The organism is Streptomyces mobaraensis NBRC 13819 = DSM 40847, from assembly GCF_017916255.1.
In the GTDB taxonomy this organism is placed as follows: Bacteria; Actinomycetota; Actinomycetes; order Streptomycetales; family Streptomycetaceae; genus Streptomyces; species Streptomyces mobaraensis.
Genome location: NZ_CP072827.1, coordinates 3,339,371 through 3,354,512 on the forward strand (window position 1 = coordinate 3,339,371; position 15,142 = coordinate 3,354,512).

Annotated in this window: 17 protein-coding genes and 3 tRNA genes; 7 read left to right on the top strand and 13 right to left on the bottom strand. The window is 73.6% G+C overall.

Going from position 1 to position 15,142, the window contains the following annotated elements; all coding sequences use genetic code 11:
* Window positions 1–5: 5 nt before the first annotated feature.
* From J7W19_RS14050 to J7W19_RS14075, 6 genes are all read right to left on the bottom strand, one after another.
* On the bottom strand, window positions 6–557 hold the full coding sequence (locus J7W19_RS14050; RefSeq protein ID WP_004941618.1) for a TetR/AcrR family transcriptional regulator: 552 nt from the start codon (window positions 555–557) through the stop codon (window positions 6–8).
* A gap of 97 nt (window positions 558–654) precedes the next feature.
* The gene (locus J7W19_RS14055) at window positions 655–1,089 is read right to left on the bottom strand and encodes a MaoC family dehydratase (RefSeq protein ID WP_004941622.1); all 435 of its coding nucleotides are present in this window, start codon (window positions 1,087–1,089) and stop codon (window positions 655–657) included.
* Window positions 1,089–1,565 carry a MaoC family dehydratase N-terminal domain-containing protein gene (locus J7W19_RS14060; protein WP_004941625.1) on the bottom strand — a complete coding sequence of 159 codons (477 nt, stop codon included), beginning with the start codon at window positions 1,563–1,565 and terminating at the stop codon, window positions 1,089–1,091. The genes J7W19_RS14055 and J7W19_RS14060 overlap by 1 nt, the downstream gene beginning before the upstream one ends.
* Before the next feature lie 79 nt (window positions 1,566–1,644).
* A complete protein-coding gene (gene rpmG / locus J7W19_RS14065; RefSeq protein ID WP_004571794.1) occupies window positions 1,645–1,809 on the bottom strand; it encodes a 50S ribosomal protein L33 in 165 nt (54 codons plus the stop codon).
* An 84-nt stretch (window positions 1,810–1,893) separates the two neighbouring features.
* Window positions 1,894–1,966, bottom strand: a tRNA-Met gene (locus J7W19_RS14070).
* Window positions 1,967–2,018: 52 nt separating this feature from the next.
* Window positions 2,019–2,091, bottom strand: a tRNA-Thr gene (locus J7W19_RS14075).
* Between the two features lie 345 nt (window positions 2,092–2,436).
* Here J7W19_RS14075 and J7W19_RS14080 point away from each other — a divergent pair.
* Window positions 2,437–3,732, top strand: a complete 1,296-nt coding sequence (locus J7W19_RS14080; RefSeq protein WP_004941630.1) for an amidohydrolase family protein — start codon at window positions 2,437–2,439, stop codon at window positions 3,730–3,732.
* A 32-nt stretch (window positions 3,733–3,764) separates the two neighbouring features.
* Window positions 3,765–4,424 carry an NAD(P)H-binding protein gene (locus tag J7W19_RS14085; protein WP_004941633.1) on the top strand — a complete coding sequence of 220 codons (660 nt, stop codon included), beginning with the start codon at window positions 3,765–3,767 and terminating at the stop codon, window positions 4,422–4,424.
* A 317-nt stretch (window positions 4,425–4,741) separates the two neighbouring features.
* On the opposite strand, the gene J7W19_RS14090 is transcribed toward J7W19_RS14085, so the two are convergent.
* Window positions 4,742–4,823 (bottom strand) — tRNA-Tyr (locus J7W19_RS14090).
* A gap of 233 nt (window positions 4,824–5,056) precedes the next feature.
* On the opposite strand from J7W19_RS14090, the gene J7W19_RS14095 reads away from it, so the two are divergent.
* A complete protein-coding gene (locus tag J7W19_RS14095; protein WP_004941636.1) occupies window positions 5,057–5,545 on the top strand; it encodes a YajQ family cyclic di-GMP-binding protein in 489 nt (162 codons plus the stop codon).
* Between the two features lie 134 nt (window positions 5,546–5,679).
* Here the strand turns inward: J7W19_RS14095 and J7W19_RS14100 are convergent, their stop codons facing one another.
* The 3 genes from J7W19_RS14100 to J7W19_RS14110 all read right to left on the bottom strand — a co-directional run bounded on the left by J7W19_RS14100 (window position 5,680) and on the right by J7W19_RS14110 (window position 7,559).
* Window positions 5,680–6,150 (bottom strand): DUF3574 domain-containing protein, encoded by a 471-nt coding sequence (locus J7W19_RS14100; RefSeq protein ID WP_040888724.1) that lies wholly within the window; start codon window positions 6,148–6,150, stop codon window positions 5,680–5,682.
* Window positions 6,151–6,566: 416 nt separating this feature from the next.
* Entirely contained in the window at window positions 6,567–6,959 is a 393-nt protein-coding gene (locus J7W19_RS14105) for a YccF domain-containing protein (RefSeq protein WP_004941641.1), read from the bottom strand.
* Window positions 6,960–7,058: 99 nt separating this feature from the next.
* Entirely contained in the window at window positions 7,059–7,559 is a 501-nt protein-coding gene (locus tag J7W19_RS14110) for a cupin domain-containing protein (RefSeq protein ID WP_004941643.1), read from the bottom strand.
* A gap of 80 nt (window positions 7,560–7,639) precedes the next feature.
* On the opposite strand from J7W19_RS14110, the gene J7W19_RS14115 reads away from it, so the two are divergent.
* From J7W19_RS14115 to J7W19_RS14130, 4 genes are all read left to right on the top strand, one after another.
* On the top strand, window positions 7,640–8,491 hold the full coding sequence (locus tag J7W19_RS14115) for a LysR family transcriptional regulator (protein WP_004941646.1): 852 nt from the start codon (window positions 7,640–7,642) through the stop codon (window positions 8,489–8,491).
* Window positions 8,492–8,621: 130 nt separating this feature from the next.
* Window positions 8,622–9,548: an NADP-dependent oxidoreductase gene (locus tag J7W19_RS14120; RefSeq protein WP_040888714.1), complete on the top strand. Its 927-nt coding sequence runs from the start codon at window positions 8,622–8,624 to the stop codon at window positions 9,546–9,548.
* Between the two features lie 85 nt (window positions 9,549–9,633).
* A complete protein-coding gene (locus J7W19_RS14125; RefSeq protein ID WP_004941651.1) occupies window positions 9,634–10,596 on the top strand; it encodes an AraC family transcriptional regulator in 963 nt (320 codons plus the stop codon).
* 158 nt (window positions 10,597–10,754) lie between these two features.
* Window positions 10,755–10,973 (top strand): hypothetical protein, encoded by a 219-nt coding sequence (locus J7W19_RS14130; protein WP_004941653.1) that lies wholly within the window; start codon window positions 10,755–10,757, stop codon window positions 10,971–10,973.
* 22 nt (window positions 10,974–10,995) lie between these two features.
* Here J7W19_RS14130 and htpX read toward each other — a convergent pair whose 3' ends face one another.
* The 3 genes from htpX to J7W19_RS14145 all read right to left on the bottom strand — a co-directional run bounded on the left by htpX (window position 10,996) and on the right by J7W19_RS14145 (window position 15,142).
* Complete coding sequence (gene htpX / locus J7W19_RS14135) at window positions 10,996–11,862, bottom strand: zinc metalloprotease HtpX (RefSeq protein WP_004941656.1); 867 nt, start codon at window positions 11,860–11,862, stop codon at window positions 10,996–10,998.
* A gap of 158 nt (window positions 11,863–12,020) precedes the next feature.
* The gene (locus J7W19_RS14140; RefSeq protein ID WP_004941662.1) at window positions 12,021–13,559 is read right to left on the bottom strand and encodes an NADH-quinone oxidoreductase subunit N; all 1,539 of its coding nucleotides are present in this window, start codon (window positions 13,557–13,559) and stop codon (window positions 12,021–12,023) included.
* The gene (locus J7W19_RS14145; protein ID WP_004941665.1) at window positions 13,559–15,142 is read right to left on the bottom strand and encodes a complex I subunit 4 family protein; all 1,584 of its coding nucleotides are present in this window, start codon (window positions 15,140–15,142) and stop codon (window positions 13,559–13,561) included. The genes J7W19_RS14140 and J7W19_RS14145 overlap by 1 nt, the downstream gene beginning before the upstream one ends.

Consider the following 15,142-nt stretch of genomic DNA (forward strand, 5'->3'; position numbering starts at 1 on the left):
GATGGTCAGCCGCGCCTGGAGGGCGGCAGCCCGTCCCACACCCGGTGCTCGGGCGGGAAGCCCAGCGAGACCAGCGAGTTGATGAGCGTTCCGTGGGCCATAAACCGGGCCGTCTGCTCCGGGTCGCCGCCCAGCGCCAGGCGGACCCGGTCGGTGAGCCGCTCCCAGCCGGCCCGGATCGGGCGGCCGAACTCGGTGTCGCCCGCCGCCTCGGCGGAGGCCACCGCGACGCACATCTGCATCAGCATCAGCAGCGTCTCCTTGTCGCGGGCGATGAGGCGTTCATAGGCCAGGCCCATCGCCTTCACGACGCCCTCCGGCGACACCCCGTCGGCGGCCTCCTCGAAGGTGCGCATGATCTTCTCCTGGCACGCGTCGACCGCGGCGAGGAAGATCGCCTGCTTGCCCGGGAAGAGACGGAAGAGGTACGGCTGCGACACGCCCACCCGGCGCGCGATCGCCTCCGTCGAGGTGCCGTGGTAGCCACCCCGGGCGAACTCGGCGACCGCCGCCCGGACGACGCTCTCGCGCCGCTCCTCCGCGCTCATCCTGACCATGGACGGCAGATTAGTGGTCACTAACTAACTTTGCAAGCCCCGCGACCGGGCGGCCCCCAGGGCGGCGGACGCCGGCCCCGGAGCCGCCCCGGCGGCCTCAGGCCAGCCGCACCACGGCCCGCGGCATGCCCAGCACCCGCTGCCCCGCGCTGCGCACCAGCAGGTCGACGCGCACGGTCCGCGCCTCGTCGTCCAGCTTGGCCGCGACCTTGCCGCTGACCTCGATGACCGCGCCCTCGTCGTCGTCCGGGACGACGACCGGCTTGGTGAAGCGCACCCCGTACTCGGCCACCGCGCCCGGGTCGCCGGCCCAGTCGGTGATCACGCGGACCGCCTCGGCCATGGTGAACATGCCGTGCGCGATCACGTCCGGGAGCCCGACCTCCTTGGCGAACCGCTCGTTCCAGTGGATCGGGTTGAAGTCGCCCGAGGCGCCCGCGTAGCGCACCAGCGTGGCGCGGTTCACAGGGAACTCGCGCGTCGGCAGCTCGGTGCCGACCTCGACGTCGTCGTACGAAACCTTGGCCGTCATCACGCGTCCCCTCCCTTGGTGTCCTCGGCCGCCTCGGGGCCCCGGGCCACCAGCATCGTGTGGGCGGTCACCACGTGCTCGCCGTGCTCGTCGTGGACGTCGCCCCGGATGGTCAGCAGGTCGTTGCCCGCCATCGACTTGATCGCCTCGATGGTCGAGGTGACCGTCAGCCGGTCACCGGCGCGGACCGGGCGGGTGTAGGTGAACTTCTGGTCGCCGTGGACGACGCGGCTGTAGTCCAGCCCCAGCTGCGGGTCCTCGATCACCTGTCCGGCTGCCCGGTAAGTGATGGCGAACACAAAAGTCGGCGGGGCGATCACATCCGGGTGGCCGAGCGCCTTGGCGGCCTCGGCGTCGGTGTACGCCGGGTTCTCGTCGCCGATGGCCTCGGCGAATTCACGGATCTTCTCGCGGCCGACCTCATAAGGGGCGGTGGCCGGATAGGTCCGTCCGACGAAGGACTGGTCGAGCGCCATCGGCTCGGCACCTCCTGGGTGTGGATACGCCATGAGGCCGCCCCCAGCAATCGGGGACGGCCTCATGAACGACTGTGCGTTATCGCGTTTCGCGGTGCGCGGTGTGCGCGTTGCAACGCGGGCAGTGCTTCTTCATCTCAAGACGGTCCGGGTCGTTGCGCCGGTTCTTCTTGGTGATGTAGTTCCGCTCCTTGCACTCCACGCAGGCCAGCGTGATCTTCGGGCGGACGTCGGTGGCAGCCACGTGAGTGCTCCTTGACGGATGGACGGATTAACGCAGACAAGAGTAGCCGATCGGAGGACCGACCCCGCAATCGGCTACTGTGTGTAGCGGCGACCGGACTTGAACCGGTGACACAGCGATTATGAGCCGCTTGCTCTACCGACTGAGCTACGCCGCTTTGATGCGGGGGGCGCCTCCCCGTCCGAAGACGGGGAGACCCCTCACACCAGAGCCCCAAAACGGAATCGAACCGTTGACCTTCTCCTTACCATGGAGACGCTCTGCCGACTGAGCTATTGGGGCGAGCGAGGAAGACATTACACGCTCTGCGGCCGAAGGTGAAATCCGTACCGGAGCACCCCCGAGCGGAGGCCCCGGGCGGTGTCCTGCGAAGGGCCCGCGGCCCGCGTCGGCGCCGCGTACCGGCCGCTCGCGGGCCGCGCACAGCCCGGCAGCGGGCCGCGTACGACCCCGTACCCGGCCGCGTACGACCGCGCCGCGCCACGGACGACCGCGACGGACGACCGCGTCGGGACGCCGCCGCCGGTACGACTATTCGCAGCGCGCCGCAGCCTGCTCGAACCCGCTCCCCCCGCGGCCTAGGCTCGGGTTCACGCTGCGCGAATGCCCCGGACCGTAGGGAGCGCGATGCCCGACAACCAGCAGCCGCAGCCCGCGAGGAACCCCGACGGCGACGCGAGCTCCCCGCCCGGCTCCCCGGGCGGCGGCGGTCCCGGCGAGAAGCCGCTGGTGCTCTGCGGCGCCCACCTCGCCGACGGCCGCGTGGTGGACGTACGGGTGAGCGGCGGACGCGTCGAGGCCGTCGGCACGGCGGGCAGCCTCGCCCCCGGCGTCCGCTGCGACCTCGACGGCTACCTGCTGCTGCCGGCCCCCGCCGAACCGCACGCGCACGGCGACACCGCGCTCACCGCCGACCTGGCGGGCCCGGTCCCGGACGGCGTCGAGGACGTCCAGCGGCGCGCCACCGAGGCGGCGCTGCTCCAGCTCGGCCACGGCGCCACCGCCGTCCGCTCGCACGTGCGCGTCGGCGACGTGCACGGGCTGCGGGCGCTGGAGGGGGTCCTGGCGGCCCGCCGCGTCCTGCGCGACCTCACCGACCTCACGGCCGTCGCCGTCCCCAGGCTGCTCACCGGACTCGCCGGGGCCGACGGCCTCGCCATGCTCCGGGACGCGGTCAAGATGGGCGCCACCGCCGTCGGCGGCTGCCCCGACCTGGACCCGGACCCCACCGGCTACGTGGAGGCCGTCCTCCAGATCGCCGCCGAGCACGGCTGCGCCGTGGACCTGCACACCGACGCCGACGACCCGCCCCGGCTGGCCCGGATCGCCGCCATGGCCGGCGGGCTGCGCCCGGCCGTCGCCCTCGGTCCGTGCGGCGGTCTGGCCCGGCTCCCCCGGGAGACCGCCGTCCGGGCCGCCGAGCAGCTCGCCGCCGCCGGTGTGACGGTGGTCTGCCTGCCGCAGGGCGACTGCGGCACCACCGCCCGCAGCCGCTACCGCGTCTCGCACGCCGCCCCCGTACGGCTGCTGCGCGCCGCCGGCGTACGGGTCGCGGCCGGGAGCGGGGCGGTCCGGGACGCCGCCAACCCGGTCGGCCGCGGCGACCCGCTGGAGGCCGCGTTCCTGCTGGCCTCGCGCGGCGAGCTGTCCCCGGACCAGGCGTACGACGCGGTGAGCGGGCGGGCGCGGGAGGCGATGGGGCTGCCGGAGGTCCGGGTCGAGGCCGGGTTCCCGGCCGAACTGCTGGCGATCCGCGGGGACGGCGTGGCCGGGGTGTTGTCACTGGGCTACAGCCGGCTGGTGGTGCACCGGGGACGGGTGGTGTCGCGGACGAGCGCCGTCCGCGAGTACCGGCACTCGGCGGGGGCGCCCGCCCTGGAGCTGCCCCGGCAGGCGCCGCGCGGGGGCGAACCCTCCTCCTGAGGCGCGTGGCCACCGGGGCGTACGGTCGGATCATGCGCATTGTCATCGCTGGTGGACATGGACAGATCGCGCTGCGGCTGGAGCGGCTGCTCGCCCGGCGCGGAGACGAGGTGGCCGGCGTGATCCGCCGGCCGGAACAGGCGGGCGACCTGCTCGCCGCCGGGGCCGAACCGGTGGTCTGCGACCTGGAGTCGGCGTCCGTCGCGGACATCTCCCGGCACCTGGAGGGTGCCGACGCCGCGGTCTTCGCGGCCGGCGCGGGCCCGGGCAGCGGCATCGAGCGCAAGGACACCGTGGACCGCGGCGCGGCCACCCTCTTCGCCGACGCGGCGGAGGCGGCCGGGGTACGGCGCTTCGTCGTCGTCTCCAGCATGGGCGCCGACGGGGAACCTCCCGAGGGCACCGACCCGGTCTTCGCCGCGTACCTGCGCGCCAAGGGCGCCGCCGACGCGGACGTCCGCTCCCGCGCGGGCCTGGACTGGACGATCCTCCGCCCCGGCCGGCTCACGGACGACCCGGGCACCGGCCTCGTCACGCTGGACGACTCGACGGGCCGCGGCGAGGTCACCCGGGACGATGTGGCGGCCGTCCTGGTGGGGCTGCTGGACGAGCCGGGCACGGCGGGCCGGACGCTGGAGCTGATCGGCGGGCGGACGCCGGTGGAGGAGGCGGTACGGGCCGTGGCGGGGTGAGGGGCCGCGGGCGCCGTGGCGGGGTGAGGGGCCGCGGGCGCCGTGGCGGGGTGAGGGGCCGCGGGCGCCGTGGCGGAGTGAGCGGCTGCGGGCGCCGTGGCGGGGTGAGCGGGTCACCGGCGTGGGTGGGCGCCGGGGCCCGCACGAAAAACCCGCGCGCAGTTGAACGCACCGAGGTCCCACCTGAACGCACCCGGTCCCGGCCGAACGCGCGCGAGCCCGCCCGCCCGGCGTCGAGCGGCCCGGAGCGGGCCCCGAACGCACCCTGGACACACCAAAGAGGCCCCCGCTCTCGGAAGAGCAGGGGCCTCACTCGGTGGCGGCGCCAGGATTCGAACCTGGGTAGGCTAAGCCGACGGATTTACAGTCCGCTCCCATTGGCCACTCGGGCACACCGCCATGGGCGCCGCCTCGGACTCCCTTTCGAGATCTCCTCGGCAACGACGTAAACCATACCCGATGACCGGGGGTGCTCCGCCACTCGGTCAGGAGCCAGCCGAACGCCGCCCGGATGACTAGGCTTGCGGGGCGGCCGTCCTCCGGGCCCGTCCGGCCCCCGCCGGGCGCCCGCCACCGAGGACGCCCCCACGCCGCGCCCCTGACGGAATCTACGCACGAGGAGCCAACTCAATATGGCCGACTCCAGTTTCGACATCGTCTCGAAGGTCGAGCGGCAGGAGGTCGACAACGCCCTCAACCAGACTGCCAAGGAGATCTCCCAGCGCTACGACTTCAAGAACGTCGGCGCCTCGATCGCCTGGTCCGGCGAGAAGATCGAGATGCGGGCCAACTCCGAGGAGCGGGTGAAGGCGATTCTCGACGTCTTCCAGTCGAAGCTCATCAAGCGCGGCATCTCCCTGAAGGCTCTGGACGCGAGCGAGCCGCAGCTCTCGGGCAAGGAGTACCGGATCTCCGCGTCGCTCGAGGAGGGCATCTCCCAGGAGAACGCGAAGAAGGTCGCCAAGATCATCCGCGACGAGGGCCCCAAGGGCGTCAAGGCCCAGGTCCAGGGCGACGAGCTGCGCGTCTCCTCCAAGAGCCGCGACGACCTCCAGGCCGTGATCGCCCTGCTGAAGGGCAAGGAGCTGGACTTCGCCCTCCAGTTCGTCAACTACCGGTGACGCGACGGGCGTACCGGTGAGGTGACCGGCGCCCCGAGCGGCCCGAGCCCGAAGAGACCGGCGTCCGGACGAGGGCGCGCCGGGGAAGGTCCACGACCTTGCGCGGCGCGCCCTCGCTCCGTTTCCGCGGGCGGTCAGAAGTCCACGTTCGCGGCCTCGTCCGCGCGCATCACCGATTCCTGGTGGAACTGCTTCTTGTACGCGGCGCGGATCTCCTGGATGCCCGCGTCCTTCGCGCGGGCCTCGGACTTCGGGTAGTAGAGGGTCAGTTCATAGGACCGCTCCCGGATGACGACGCCCTTGGCGTCGCGCCACTGCCCGCGCGCGTCCTCGATGGACAGGCCGGCGGGGAACTTCGGGGTGACGCGCCGGGTCACGAAGTCGCGGAACTGACGGTCCGTCACATCCGGGTGTCCGTCGGAGCGGGCGGTGCCGAAGTAGAGGTGCGTGCCGACGTACGGGGTGCCGCGTACGGCCGTCGAACGGTCGGCGGGTGCCGGTTCGCCGCCGGCGTCCAGGGCGGCGTACGCCGTGGGGGCGCCCACCGCCAGGACGGTCGCGGCGGCCAGGGCGGCGGTGCGCAGACGGGAGGTGCGCTGGGGCACGGGCGGGGTCCTTTCGGCCGGGGCCGGCCCGGCGGACGGGCGGGCCGGTACGGTGCTGCGCCCGGTGCGCTGCCGCGCGTCGAGACGCGCGACCACTCTCCCGGCCGGGCCGGGCACGCGCGGCCGATACGCGCGTCCTGACCGAAAAGTGGCGCAGGAGGGACGGGATGTGCTCACCCGTGTCGTAGGGGTGTCAGCGGAAGTACGACTCGAGCGTGCCGCGGCGCCGGACGTCCCCCGAGCGCAGGATGTCGGGCAGGCGGTCGTCGTCGACGTGCCGCGGCTTCGGCGCGCGGGCGGCGGGGAGGTCCCGGCCCGCGAGGTGGCCTCGCCCGGGCGGTGGTCGCTTCGCCGTGGGGCGTCCGCACTCGGCTGCCGTACGGACGCCTCGTCGCGCGTGGACTTCTTCCGTGCGCCTACCGGGTGGCGAACGGGCGGTCGGTCGGGACGATTTCGCGGCCGAGCGGCATCAGGGAGACCGGGATCAGCTTGAAGTTCGCGATGCCCAGCGGGATGCCGATGATCGTGCAGCACAGCGCGATGCCGGTGAAGATGTGGCCCAGCGCGAGCCACCAGCCCGCGAAGACGATCCAGATGATGTTGCCGAGCAGCGAGCCCGCGCCCGCGTCCCGGCGTTCGACGGTCGTCCGGCCGAACGGCCAGAGGGCGTAGGAGGCGATGCGGAAAGAGGCGATGCCGAACGGGATCGTCACGATGAGCACGCAGCAGATGATGCCCGCGAGCACATAGCCGAGCGCCATCCAGAGCCCGCAGAGGACCAGCCAGACGATATTCAGGATGAACCTCATGTACATAGCCTTTCACGCGACTGGTTCCCTGGCCACTCACTGTGACGCCGGGAAGCGACGGCGCGGTTGCCCTCCGCGGGCGGCGGGGGCGGGCGGCCGTCACGAGGGGTCGGCGGCCGGTTCCGTCGCGTAGCGGCTCATCGTCTCGCGGTGTGCGCGGGGGCTCGGGGTGCGTCCGTCGGCCGTCATGTCCCGGAGGTCGCGGAAGTACTGCACGTACAGGTCCGGCGTGAAGATGCTGAGCATGACGGCCGGTTGGCCGGTCGTGTTGGCGAACGTGTGCGGGGTTCCGGGCGGGACGAGCACGAAGGTGCCCGCGGTCGCGTCGTGGTCCCGGTCCCCGACCGTGAACCGCACCGTGCCGGAGAGGACGTAGAAGCCCTCGTCGTGCCGGGCGTGGCGGTGCTGCGGCGGTCCGGGTGTGTGCGGCGCGAGAACGGACTCGGTGACCCCGAGGCGGTGGCCGGTGTTGCCGCCGTCCTCGAGGACGCGCATATGGGTGGGGCCCAGGAGGATCGTCTCCCCCTCGCCCGGGGCGACCACCGAGGCGGTGGGCGGGGTGGTCATCCGGCCGGTGCCGGTTTTCGGTTCGTCGGTCATGTCCCCATCTCACGGCCGGGGTACGACGGTTGTCCAAGACCTGTCCCGGGCGGCCGATACCGGACGGGTATCGTCCCCGCATGGAGCTGCGCACCCTGCGGTATTTCGTGGCGGTCGCCGAGGAACTCCACTTCGGCCGGGCCGCCGCACGGCTGCACATGAGCCAGCCGCCGCTGAGCCGGGCGGTCAGACGGCTGGAGGCCGACGTCGGTGCCGCGCTGTTCGACCGGTCGCCCGCCGGTGTCGCGCTCACCCCGGCGGGGGCCGTCCTGCTCGACGAGGCGCGCGCCCTGCTGGACCGGGCCGACCGGGCACGCGACCGCGTGGCCGCGGCGGCCGGGGCCGCCGGCCTGACCGTCGGCATCCTGGGCGACGGCGGCGGCCCGGACGCGGCGCGGCTGGCCCGCGCCTTCCGCCGGCGGCACCCGCACGCCGAGGTCCGCGTCCGCGACACGGACCTGACCGATCCGACCTGTGGTCTGCACGCCGGAACGGTGGACGTCGCCCTGACCCGCGGGCCGTTCGACGACACCGGGCTGACCGTGCGCGAGCTGCGGGCCGAGCCGGTGGGCGCCCTGCTGCGCGCCGACGATCCACTGGCCCGCCGCGACCGGCTGCGGCCGGCCGACCTGGCGGACCGCCGCTGGTTCCGCTTCCCGGCGGGCACCGACCCGCTCTGGCAGGCGTACTGGAACGCCGGGGAACCCCGCGAGGGCCCGGTGGTCCGCGCGGTCCGGGAGTGCCGGCAGGCCGTGCTCTGGAACGGCACGGTCGGCATGACGGTCCTGGGGCACGAGCCGGGCGAGGGGCTCGCCGTGGTGCCGCTGGACGGTGTGCCGCCGAGCCGGGTGGTGGTGGCGTGGCGGGCGGGTGAGGCGAGCCCGCTGGTCCGGTCGTTCGTGCGGATCGCCGTCGGGGTCTACGGCGATTGAGCGTGGTCTCGCCGGGCGTGCGAGACGGCCGGACATGTTTCGGAGACGGAAGGCCATTCAGACGCTCGTCCGGGGTTCGTACGGTGAGGGAAGTCAACCGGACGAAGACGAACGAGCAGGGAGTGTCCCCATGCGTGCTGTGGTGCAGAAGACCTTCGGCGGGCCCGAGGTGCTGGAGCTGGTGGAGAAGGAGCGGCCGGTCCCGCTCTCGGCCGAGGTGCTGATCCGGGTGCGGGCGAGCGCGGTGAACCCGGTGGACGTCGCCGTCCGGTCCGGGGCCTTCCCGCTGCTCGGCGAGCCGCCGTTCGGGGTCGGCTGGGACGTCTCGGGGGTCGTCGAGGAGGTCGGCGCCGGTTCCCGGTTCAAGGTCGGGGACGAGGTGTACGGGATGCCGTTCTTCCCGCGCGCCGCCAACGCCTACGCCGAGTACGTGGCCGCGCCCTCGCGCCAGGTCGCCCGGAAGCCCGCCTCGCTCGACCATGTGCACGCCGCCGCGCTGCCGCTCGCGGCGCTCACCGCCTGGCAGGGGCTGGTGGACGCGGCCGGCGTGGCGGAGGGCGACCGGGTGCTGATCCACCGGGCGGCCGGCGGGGTCGGGCACCTGGCGGTGCAGATCGCCAAGGTCCGGGGCGCCGAGGTGATCGCGCTGGCGAGCGCGGGCAAGCACGAGTTCGTCCGCGGGCTGGGCGCCGACGAGGTGATCGACTACCAGTCGGTCGACTTCACGGAGGCGGTGAAGGACGTCGACGTCGTCTTCGACTCCACGGCCCAGGGCGCCCGTTCGACGCGGGTCCTCCGTCCCGGCGGAACGCTCGTCAGCATCCTGGAGCACGGTAACCGGGAGCTCGCGGCGGCGGTGGAAGCCGACGGCTTCCGCTTCGCCGGGGTGTCGGTGGAGCCGGACTACGCGGCTCTGGAGCGGATCGCCGCCCTCGTGGACGCGGGCCGGATCCGGCCGCACGTCGGCGCCACGTTCCCGCTCGCCGAGGCGGGCAAGGCGCATGAGCTGGTGGGGGCGGGTCGGGCGCTGGGGAAGGTCGTGCTGACCCTTAACTAAGGGGGGCTGAGGGGTGGATGCGGGTGCTGGTTCAGATGAGTCCGGTGAGTCCGCGAGACTGGTCACGTCGGACGGAGGAGATCACGTGGACATCCTGACCGAGGCGCTGGCCTCGATGCGGACCGGGAGTCCGGCCTCCGTGCGCACCGACGGGCGGGCGCCCTGGGGGCTGCGGCTGCCGCCCGTCGCGGGGGCCGGCTTCCACGTGGTGCTGCACGGCGCGTGCTGGGCGCTGCCGCTGGAGGACGGGGCCGTGGACACGTACCAGGACCCGATCCGGCTGGAGGAAGGCGACGTGATCTTCCTGCGGGACGGGCGCGGGCACATCCTCGCCGACCACCCGGACACCCCGGCCCAGCCCGAGGAGACGGCGGAGTTCTGTCCGGGCACCCCGATCGGGACGGTCTCGGTGGGCGGCGACGGCGCCCGTACCAGCCTGCTGTGCGGCAACTACCACCTGGACCAGGGCCGCCCCCACCCGCTCGTCGGCCGGCTGCCCGCCGTGATCCACCTGCCGACGCGGGACGGCCGCCACCCCGAACTGAGCGCCGCCGTGCGCCTGCTGGGCGCCGAGGTGGAGAACCCCAGGCCCGGCTCGGCCGGCATCGTGCCCTCACTGATCGACTCTTTGCTCCTGTATATCCTCCGGGCCTGGCTGGCGGAGCGGCCGGCCGGGGACGGCGACGGCGCGGGGTGGGCCGCCGCCCTGGCCGATCCCGTGGTCGCGCCCGCGCTCGCCGCGATCCACGAGGAGCCCTCGGCGCAGTGGACGGTCGAGTCGCTGGCCGGGCGTTCCGGGCTGTCCCGGGCGGCGTTCGCCCGGCGCTTCACGACGCTCGTCGGCGAGCCGCCCGTCGCGTACCTGACCCGCTGGCGGATGACGACGGCGGCGCGGCTGCTGCGCGAGTCCGACGCGCCGCTGACGGCGGTGGCGGCGCGGGCCGGCTACGGGTCGGAGTTCGCGTTCGCGAAGGCGTTCAAGCGGGAGTTCGGGCAGGCGCCCGGTGGGTACCGGCGGGCGGCGCGGGAGGGCCGGGCTGTGGCGTGAGCGGCGGTTCCGGGGGATGCGTGGGGTCCTCGCGCGGTCGCCCTGAACACCGGACCGGCGAAATCCCTCCAACGGCTCAACGCAGCGCGCCGCCCGGCCCTTTCCGTGGCCATGGTGGGCGTGCCGCCATCCGGCGGACGCAACGTCCGGGAGGAACCATGCGCAGAGCGATCCTGTCGGCGGCCCTGGCCGCCGTGAGCGTGCTGGGCGCCACCACCGCCCAGGCCGAGCCCGCGGCCCCGGCCGACATCGACGTCTTCACCTGCCTCGACGGGGGCGGCGTCCCCGACTACGGCGACGCGGACCCGGGCGTCCTCACCGTCGACATCAAGGCCACCTGCAAGGGCGGCACCCACAACGGCGAGACGATCTCCTGAGGCTCCCCTCCCTCAGGCCCGCTCAGCCGTGGCCGCCGCCCGCCATCCGCTCCAGGCGGCTGATCCGTTCGGTCATCGGCGGGTGGGTGGAGAAGAGCTTGGACATCCCCTCACCCGGCCGGAACGGGTTGGCGATCATCATGTGGCTCGCCGTCTCCAGGCGCGGCTCCGGCGGGAGCGGGAGCCGCGCGGTGCCCGCCTCCAGTTTGCGGAGGGCCGAGGCCAGGGCCAGCGGGTCGCCGGTGAGGCGGGCGCCGGACGCGTCGGCCTCGTACTCCCGGGAGCGGCTGACGGCGAGCTGGATCAGGGACGCCGCGATGGGCCCCAGCAGCATGATCATGATCATGCCGATGATCCCGGGGCCCTCGTCGTCGTCGGACCGGCCGATGGGGACCAGCCAGGCGAAGTTCACCAGGAACATCACCACCGAGGCGAGCGCGCCCGCGACCGACGAGATGAGGATGTCGCGGTTGTAGACGTGGCTGAGCTCGTGGCCGATCACGCCGCGCAGCTCGCGCTCGTCGAGGAGGCGCAGGATGCCGTCGGTGCAGCAGACCGCGGCGTTGCGCGGATTGCGGCCGGTGGCGAAGGCGTTGGGGGCCTCGGTGGGCGAGATGTACAGCCGGGGCATGGGCTGGCGGGCGGCGGTGGAGAGCTCGCGCACCATGCGGTAGAGCTGTGGCGCCTCGAACTCGCTGACCGGGCGGGCGCGCATCGCCCGCAGGGCGAGCTTGTCGCTGTTCCAGTACGCGTAGGCGTTGGTGCCCAGCGCCACCAGGACGGCGACGATCAGCCCCGTCCTGCCGAAGGCGCTGCCGATGACGATGATCAGCGCGGACAGTCCGCCGAGGAGTACGGCGGTCCTGAGCCCGTTGTGCCGGCGGTGCACGGTACGCCCTCCAGGTGGTGCGGCAGGGGAACCCTTGAACCAGTGGAACCTTTCGTACTGGTCAACGCGAGGCGGAGGCCGCTAGTTCCCTTGTGCACGGGGTGGGGGTGTACTCCGGTCGGGTGAGGCGGGCGCCGCCGCGGCGCGGCGCCCCTCCCCTACAGCAGCGCCGCCGACGCGTACCGCAGCACCAGCTGCGGCGCGCCCGACAGGACGATGCCGGCCGCCGCGGCCAGGCCGATCGCCGCCGCGAGGGAGCGGGGCACGCTCGCCTTCGCCACCGCCGTCTCCGCGGGCTCAGCCGTCTCCCCCGCCGGCCGGAAGAGGAAGGCCGTCCACTGGAGGTAGTAGTACAGCGCGATGACGACGTTGACGGCCATGACCGCCGCCAGCCAGCCCAGCCCCGCGTCGACCGCCGCCGAGAAGACGGTGACCTTGGCGAACAGCCCGATGACGCCCGGCGGCAGACCGGCCAGGCAGAGCAGGAAGAACGCGAGGGTGAGCGCCGCGAACGGGCTCCGCGCGTACAGCCCGCGGTAGTCGTCGACGCGGTGGCGGGGCGCGGTGCGGCCGACGAGGACGGCGACGGCGAACGCGCCGAGGTTCACCGCCGCGTACATCAGCGCGTACGCGACGGTGGAGCCGACCGCGCGCCCCGGCTCGTTCCCGTACCCGGCGGCGGCCAGCGGCACCAGCAGGTAGCCCGCCTGGCCGACCGAGGACCAGGCGAGCAGCCGGACGGCGCTGAGCCGCCGGTCCGGGCGCTGGCGCAGCGCGGCGACGTTGCCGACCGTCATGGTGAGGGCGGCGAGGACGGCCAGGGCCGGTCCCCAGACGTCGGAGTACGACGGGAACGCGACGACCGTCACGAGGGCGATGCCCGTGAAGCCGACGGCCTTGCCGACGACGGAGAGGTAGCCGGCGACGGGCAGCGGCGCGCCCGCGTACGCGTCCGGCACCCAGAAGTGGAAGGGGACGGCGGCCGTCTTGAAGGCGAAGCCGACGAGGGTCAGCACCACGCCGGTGCGGGCGAGGACGGCGAGCCGCGGGTCGACGGCGGCGAGGCTGTGGGCGACGTCGGTGAGGTGCAGGGTGCCGGTGGCCGCGTAGACGAAGCTGACGCCGAGGAGGGTGACGGCGGTGGCGGTGACCGAGGAGAGGAAGAACTTCAGCGCCGCCTCGGAGGAGCGCCGGTCGCCGCGGCGCAGGCCGACGAGGGCGAACGCGGGCAGCGAGGCGACCTCCAGGGCGACGACGAGGGTGGCGAGGTCGCGGGAGGCGGGCAGCAGGGCGGCGCCGGCGGCGGAGGAGAGCAGCAGGAACCAGTACTCGCCGGCGGGGAGTTCCTGTTCCCGCACGGTGGTGGCGGACAGCAGCGCGGTCAGCAGCGCCCCGCCGAGCACCAGGAACTGGAGGATCAGCGTGAAGTGGTCGGCCTCGTAACTGCAGGTGTGGCTGCCGCCGGTGAGGCAGAAGGTGCTGCGGGTGCCGGAGCGCAGCGGGAGCAGCGCCAGCCCGGCCAGCACCAGGCCGCCGACGGTGATGCCGCCGAGGACGTTCTTCCGCTCGGCCGGCAGGAAGAGGTCGGCGACGAGGACGGCGAGCGCGGCCACGGCGGCGATCAGGGGCGGTGCGACGGCGATCCAGTCGACGGACTGGACCAGGGAGACGGCCGCGGAGTCGGCGAGGAGAACCATCACTTGCCTCCTCCGAGGAGCTGCTGGACGGCCGGGTCGGTGAGGCCCAGGAGGGCCGCGGGCCAGAGCCCGGCGAGGACGGTGAGGACGACGAGCGGCGTCCAGGCGGCGAACTCGTACGGGCGGACGTCCGCGAGGGCGGGGACGGCTTCCTTGATCGCTGTGTGCTGTTCGCCGTTGCCGCCCATGCAGACGCGGCGGACGACGACCAGCAGGTAGGCGGCGGTCAGCAGGGTGCCGAGGCCGGCCAGGGCCATGAAGGTGAGGTACGCGGGGCGGCTGAGGCCGTCGGCGGGCCGGAAGGAGGCGAACATCGCGAGCATCTCGCCCCAGAATCCGGCCAGTCCGGGGAGGCCGAGGGAGGCGACGGCGCCGAAGGCGAGCAGGCCGCCGAGGCGTGGCGCGCGGCCGTAGAGCGCGGCGCCGGTGGGGCCGGAGAGCCGGTCGAGGTCGGTGGTGCCGTAGCGGTCCTTGATGCCGCCGACCAGGAAGAAGAGGAGGCCGGTGATGAGGCCGTGGGCGATGTTGGCGAAGAGGGCCGCGTTCACGCCGGTGGGCGTGAGGGTGGAAACGCCCAGGAGGACGAAGCCCATGTGGCCGACGGAGCTGTAGGCGATCAGCCGCTTGAGGTCGCCGCCGGAGCCCCGGCGGGCCAGCGCGAGGCAGACCAGCGAGCCGTAGACGATGCCGACGGCGGCGAACGCGGCGAGGTACGGCGCGAGGGTGTGGGCGCCGTCGGGGGCCATGGGGAGGACGATGCGGACGAGGCCGTAGGTGCCCATCTTCAGCAGCACGCCCGCGAGGAGCACCGAGCCGGCGGTCGGCGCAGCCGTGTGCGCGTCGGGCAGCCAGCTGTGCAGCGGGAACATCGGCGCCTTGACGGCGAGCCCCGCGCCGATCGCCAACACCGCGATGACCTGCGTGGAATGGCTCAGACCCGACCCGTTGTCAGTGGCGAGTGCCACCATGTCGAAGGTGCCGCCCTTGATGCCGACGAGGAGGAGGCCGAGCAGCATGACCACGGACCCGAGCAGGGTGTAGAGGACGAAGCGCCAGGCGCCGCGCTCGCGTCCCTCGCCACCCCAGCGGGCGATGAGGAAGTACATCGGGACGAGCACCGTCTCGAACGCGAGGAAGAACAGCACGAGGTCGAGGACGGCGAACGAGGCGAGGGTGCCGGCCTCCAGGAGCAGCAGCAGCGCCACGAAGCCCTTCGGTGACGGGCCGTCGGGCACGCGGTGGTAGCTGTACAGCGCGCAGAGGAAGGTGAGGAGCGAGGTCAGGACGAGGAGGGGGAGCGAGACGCCGTCCACGCCGAGGTGGAACCGGATGCCGAGGGCCGGGATCCAGCCCACGTCGGTGGTGGCCTGCATCCGGGCCGGCCGGTCGTGGTCGAAGCCGGCGGCCAGGGCGACGGTGAGCGCGAGCACGGCGCCTGTGACGGTGACGCCGTGCCGCAGCACCGCCTGGTCGGGGCTCCGGCCCTTGAGCCCGGGCGGCGCCGGGAGGAGGGCGGCGACGGCTCCGACGAGGGGCAGGCCGACGATCGCGAGGAGGAGGATCTGGAGGACGGTATGGCTCAC

Excerpts from the sequence above, each read along its gene's own strand:
- J7W19_RS14130 (WP_004941653.1), top strand. The coding sequence starts at position 10,755 with ATGCGCAGAGCGATCCTGTCGGCGGCCCTGGCCGCCGTGAGCGTGCTG.
- J7W19_RS14055 (WP_004941622.1), bottom strand. The coding sequence starts at position 1,089 with ATGACGGCCAAGGTTTCGTACGACGACGTCGAGGTCGGCACCGAGCTG.
- J7W19_RS14060 (WP_004941625.1), bottom strand. The coding sequence starts at position 1,565 with ATGGCGCTCGACCAGTCCTTCGTCGGACGGACCTATCCGGCCACCGCC.
- J7W19_RS14115 (WP_004941646.1), top strand. The coding sequence starts at position 7,640 with ATGGAGCTGCGCACCCTGCGGTATTTCGTGGCGGTCGCCGAGGAACTC.
- J7W19_RS14050 (WP_004941618.1), bottom strand. The coding sequence starts at position 557 with ATGGTCAGGATGAGCGCGGAGGAGCGGCGCGAGAGCGTCGTCCGGGCG.
- J7W19_RS14095 (WP_004941636.1), top strand. The coding sequence starts at position 5,057 with ATGGCCGACTCCAGTTTCGACATCGTCTCGAAGGTCGAGCGGCAGGAG.
- J7W19_RS14110 (WP_004941643.1), bottom strand. The coding sequence starts at position 7,559 with ATGACCGACGAACCGAAAACCGGCACCGGCCGGATGACCACCCCGCCC.
- J7W19_RS14105 (WP_004941641.1), bottom strand. The coding sequence starts at position 6,959 with ATGAGGTTCATCCTGAATATCGTCTGGCTGGTCCTCTGCGGGCTCTGG.
- J7W19_RS14085 (WP_004941633.1), top strand. The coding sequence starts at position 3,765 with ATGCGCATTGTCATCGCTGGTGGACATGGACAGATCGCGCTGCGGCTG.
- J7W19_RS14140 (WP_004941662.1), bottom strand. The coding sequence starts at position 13,559 with ATGGTTCTCCTCGCCGACTCCGCGGCCGTCTCCCTGGTCCAGTCCGTC.
- J7W19_RS14080 (WP_004941630.1), top strand. The coding sequence starts at position 2,437 with ATGCCCGACAACCAGCAGCCGCAGCCCGCGAGGAACCCCGACGGCGAC.
- J7W19_RS14120 (WP_040888714.1), top strand. The coding sequence starts at position 8,622 with ATGCGTGCTGTGGTGCAGAAGACCTTCGGCGGGCCCGAGGTGCTGGAG.